This window comes from Streptococcus bouchesdurhonensis, from assembly GCF_948472335.1.
Genome location: NZ_CAOKTW010000032.1, coordinates 1 through 4,674, shown reverse-complemented (window position 1 = coordinate 4,674; position 4,674 = coordinate 1). Strand labels below are relative to the sequence as shown.

At 38.3% G+C, this 4,674-nt stretch carries 4 protein-coding genes; 3 read left to right on the top strand and 1 reads right to left on the bottom strand.

What is annotated here, in order from left to right; all coding sequences use genetic code 11:
- The first annotated feature begins 839 nt into the window (after positions 1-839).
- A complete protein-coding gene (locus QMQ21_RS19080; protein WP_000715517.1) occupies positions 840-1,649 on the top strand; it encodes a replication initiation protein in 810 nt (269 codons plus the stop codon).
- Positions 1,650-1,822: 173 nt separating this feature from the next.
- Here the strand turns inward: QMQ21_RS19080 and QMQ21_RS19075 are convergent, their stop codons facing one another.
- The gene (locus tag QMQ21_RS19075; protein WP_000733562.1) at positions 1,823-2,281 is read right to left on the bottom strand and encodes a hypothetical protein; all 459 of its coding nucleotides are present in this window, start codon (positions 2,279-2,281) and stop codon (positions 1,823-1,825) included.
- Positions 2,282-2,345: 64 nt separating this feature from the next.
- Between QMQ21_RS19075 and QMQ21_RS19070 the strand changes: the two genes are divergently transcribed.
- Both QMQ21_RS19070 and mobV read left to right on the top strand, forming a co-directional pair.
- The gene (locus QMQ21_RS19070) at positions 2,346-2,633 is read left to right on the top strand and encodes a hypothetical protein (RefSeq protein ID WP_078373521.1); all 288 of its coding nucleotides are present in this window, start codon (positions 2,346-2,348) and stop codon (positions 2,631-2,633) included.
- A 401-nt stretch (positions 2,634-3,034) separates the two neighbouring features.
- The gene (gene mobV, locus QMQ21_RS19065) at positions 3,035-4,537 is read left to right on the top strand and encodes a MobV family relaxase (RefSeq protein WP_023937738.1); all 1,503 of its coding nucleotides are present in this window, start codon (positions 3,035-3,037) and stop codon (positions 4,535-4,537) included.
- Positions 4,538-4,674 lie beyond the last annotated feature (137 nt).

Genomic DNA, 4,674 nt, shown 5'->3' with positions numbered 1-4,674 from the left:
TGGAATAAAGCAAGCGGACATGGTATAATAGCAATATTCTGGCACTAAGCCTTCGAAAGGAGGTGTTTAGCTTGTTAGAACTCATTACTCTTCTTGTTGTTGTCCGAGTAGTGTTGCCCTTAGCGTACGAGTTGGGGAAAGCCTATGGGATGAAGTGGATTGAAAAGCGCTTCGATGACAACGAGAAATAGTGTCACTTTTCACGAACGCTAGTGTGTTGTAGCTAGCGCAAAAAAGCACCCTAAGTCTTGGCGGACAGGGTGCTTTTCGTTTAGCGTGATGAACTCACTACTCTTGTTGTTGATTAAATTATAACATAGTTTTATAATGGGTGTCAAAAATAGACATTTGTGATATAATCAAATTGAGGCGCCTCAGCGATACGGTCGGTGGCGTGAATCTCTTTATAGGTCGGGCAACTGGAAACGGATAGCTCAAAGGGCACTATTTTGTGTCGGGTGTGGGACTGCCTTCAGCTTCGAGCTGTAAAGACCCCGGATGCATTTTTAAGAGATTGGCCCGATAGGGTCTTTTTTTTTGAAAAATTAAAAAAAAATGAAGGATTTTTTCTAAAGGAGTTACTTTCATACTTACTTTATAACTTACTTTATATATACTTTGGGGGTGTCAAAAAGTCAGTATTATCAAGGGTTTGCGAGGAGATAAGTGACAAAAAAGTACGTGATACATGACAAAAAAGTACGTGATACATGACAAAAAAGTACGTGATACATGACAAAAAAGTACGTGATACATGACAAAGAAGTAATAAATTACTTGAAGTTTGTCATGTAATATTATATAATCATTTATGACAAAAAAGTACGTGAGGTTAAGCCATGAAAAAAGGGAAGTCAGAAAATGCGTTTGAGGGCTTGATGTCTAGACAAGATTATCTAGTAGTACAAGCGAATGACCTAGCCAAAGCCTTTGGGAATTTAAAAGCCTTTGAACATAAGCTACTGGACTATTGTTTTAGCTATGTGACCAAAGAAAGCACTGCAACAGATACATTTACGACAAATGCAAAAGAGGTGCTGAAGCACTTTGGATTGAACGCTTCAGGGAAAAACTATGAGCGTGTGGCACGTGGCTTTAAAGCCCTAAACGAAAACACTGCGTTATATCTGCCAATCGTTGAGAATGGCGTTAAAGGGATATTGATGACCCAGTTATTTAGAAAAATTAAATTCTTAGCTAATGGCGAAGTGGAATTTATCTTTTCAGAAGATGCTGCGCCTTACGTATTTGCTTTACGTAGCCAGTTCTTCTCGTTCAAATTGGCAGAGTTAGCTCAAATCAAATCAAAGTATGCCATTATTTTGATGAAATTGTGGGAAGCAAATCGCTTTAAAAATCAACGTGTCACAACCATTCAAGGAGATTTAGACGATTGGCAAGATTGGTTTTTAGGGGAAGAGAGAAGAATGCCCCCTGCAATCTTTGCAAGGAACTGTCTGAAAGTTGGGGCAGAAGAGCTAGAGAAAAAATTAGGGGTAGATGTTTATCTAAACGTAGTTAAAAATGGCCGAAAGGTCATAGGCTATGAAATGCAGATTACTGATAATCGACAAGTACCAACTGCAGAGATAATCAAGCAAGCTGAAGAAAGAAGTCGACAGACAGATATTTATGATTTTTTAGATTAAGCACTGTTCAAAAATCTAAGTATGGTTCAAATGGTTGTAACTGTCATGGAAAACACTTGTTTATATCTAATTTATGAGTAAAAAGATGCTATTGAGATGAAAAAGCAGCTCGATGTTGATGAAATTTAAAGAGACTGGGACAAAATTGTCCCAGTCTCTTTCTTGTTAGTGAATTATTCTTCGTATAGAATTTCAGGGTTCGGTATGCTCATCCCTGAACCACCACTACTGTAATTATTTGTTTCTGATTGAGGAAGTGCTATTTGTATTCCACCAGGGCCGTAAGCTACACCTGTAAAAGTTACTCTTTTTATTTTTCCGCTTACATATATTGAACCACTAACTGATTGTCCTGCCCTACCTTGACCGCTTACCGGGTAATATAAGGTACGGCCATTTGTTAATGTAATACGAACTCCTCCAGAGAATTGATAAGAGCTTTTAGTATAAGGTCGTGCGTACCACCATGCTCTACTTCGGTTATCATAAATTTCTATTTTGGAAACTCCACCATTTCCAGTTGCAGTAGAATATGGGGTGATTTGGTTTGCTTTTGGAGTTTCGGCATATGTTGTAACAGTAAATGAAAGAAGAGTGAGAAAGGTAGTTATAAATAAAATAAGTTTTTTCATGGTAGTTCTCCTTTATTTTTTGTATGATTATATCAGAATATTTTTAAAAATGAAAGGGTTTTCTATGAAGGGTGATGTTTTTTTTGATTATTTTTTGAAATCACTTAGGTTTCATCTTGGTGATAGGTGTAAGGATATTGGATTTATAGAGTTTGCTAAGGATGAAAATAATAGTTTTATTATTATAAAGGATTATATTTTAGAATCATTAGTAGTGTTGTCAAATATTTTGAGTAAGGAGAGGATTGTGTTTTCTTGTGGGGTTATTCATAGTAAGGGGGGAGTTACTGGAGTAGAAGTATGTATGAATGTATTAGAGTTAGAAAGATTAAATAATTTGTATAAGATATAGTTTTGAAGAATATTAAAAAATATAATGGAAACTGTCTATGTAGGATGTGTGGAGTTGATAGTATCAATGTTTCCTATGGAGATAATTTTCTCAACTATGTTTACTTTGATTTTTTGGTCGGACAATAGCGAAGCCGCCCAATTTTTCAAAAAATGCCCTTGCGATTCGAGGGCTTTTTTTGTAGTTCTCCCTGGCATAAAGTGGGCGGACTAGCTCTCTGCAAGAGCCTTCGGAGAACGCACTTTTACGAAGTAAAGTATAGTACGTTATACTTTACATGGAAGTTAGCCGAAATTTGTGCTAAAATTCTAGCTAGAATGTTATCACAATAGACGAGCAATAGGCTTGCCGGCTCGTCTGTCATTCGCTACTCGAATGACCCACCTGAGGAGGTAAAAGTTATGAGCTACATGGTTGCGAGAATGCAGAAAATGAAAGTTGGGAATTTGGGTGGCGCATATAAGCACAATGAACGGATTTTTGAAAAGCACTCAAACAAAGACATCGACACGAGCAGGTCACACCTCAACTATGAGTTGACGGATCGTGACCGCTCTGTGTCGTATGAACGGCAAATTAAGGACTATGTGAACGAGAACAAGAGTTCTAAACGTGGGATACGGAAAGACGCTGTTTTGTGTGATGAATGGATTATTACGTCAGATAAAGATTTTTTTGAAAAGTTGGGCCAGGAGCAGACGAGAAAATTTTTTGAAACGGCTAAAAACTACTTCGCGGAGAATTACGGAGAAACCAACGTTGCTTATGCCAGTGTACATCTTGATGAGAGTACCCCACACATGCACTTAGGGATTGTGCCAATGAGAAATGGTAAGCTGTCATCAAAGGTTATGTTTAACCGTGAGGAGCTAAAGCATATTCAGGAAGATTTGCCAAAGTACATGAATGAGCATGGTTTTGAGTTGCAACGTGGAAAGCGAGATAGCAAAGAACAGCATTTGAGTGTGGCGGACTACAAGGAAAAAATGGGGCGTGAAGCTCTTAATCAGGAATTGCTAGATTTAGGAGCGCCAAAATATTGGCATACGGAAGAACGTAGACCTGCAACAATGTCAGAAATTCAAGATTATGAGGACATAGGTTCTTTGTTTGCAGATTCAGACGTGACATTTAACATCCGAGAAGCGACGTTGGAAGAGCGTTTCAAATGGCTAGACACTCATAGAAACGATTTAAGGGCAGATTTAGGACGTTTAGAGGGTGTCCTTGAGAAAAAGATTGACGAATACGGTAAAATCGATTCTGAGGCTTCTGAGAGGCTCTCAGAGCTATCTGAGTTAAATTCTGAGGTAAATAGTCGTCAGGAGGAAATAAAGGGGTTAAAAAGCGATTCTAAGCGTCTGAGCGATGATGTGGTTCGTCTGGAGAGAGCTCATAGAGAAAAAACGCAACTTTTGGTGGAACAATCAAGTAACTTATCGAAAATTTCGTATAGAGATTTAGATAGACGTCGAGTTGCCAAAGAGTTGCAGGAAGAATTAGAAAATGCTACTCCTAAACTGTTTGGCGATGGCTTTAATTTTACTTCGGATTTTGTTGGACGACTGAAGACGTTTGTGTCTGATGTTGTAGAGAAGCTGGAGCAGGCGGTCAATCAAAATGAGTTACTTAGAAATGCACTAGCAGGCATGAAAGAAGCAAAGAGTAGGCTTGAAAATAGCCTATCTCATGCAGAATGGAAAAATCAGCAATTAGAGACTGAAAACAAAGCATTAAAGCTAGAAAACAGGGAGTTGAAAGTTTCTAAAAATCTCTTAGATGACCTTTCTGAAGTCATAACAGAAAAAGAAGTAACCAGCCTCAATAAGCGTTTAGAAAACTTAAGAGAGACACGAGAACTGTCTAGGAAAAGACATGAGCCTACAAAAGGGCGGAGTATCTGAGCGATTTATGCCGTGAAAGCTATTTGACAATAAGCTAGGTCAAGTTAGACTGGTTAAGGCGGTTCAGTCTGAACTTTGTTCAGCTGACCGACAAACCAAAGACTAACGACCTAGGTTCCTTGTTGTCAAATAGACCA

Excerpts from the sequence above, each read along its gene's own strand:
- QMQ21_RS19080 (WP_000715517.1), top strand. The coding sequence starts at position 840 with ATGAAAAAAGGGAAGTCAGAAAATGCGTTTGAGGGCTTGATGTCTAGA.
- QMQ21_RS19075 (WP_000733562.1), bottom strand. The coding sequence starts at position 2,281 with ATGAAAAAACTTATTTTATTTATAACTACCTTTCTCACTCTTCTTTCA.
- QMQ21_RS19070 (WP_078373521.1), top strand. The coding sequence starts at position 2,346 with ATGAAGGGTGATGTTTTTTTTGATTATTTTTTGAAATCACTTAGGTTT.
- mobV (WP_023937738.1), top strand. The coding sequence starts at position 3,035 with ATGAGCTACATGGTTGCGAGAATGCAGAAAATGAAAGTTGGGAATTTG.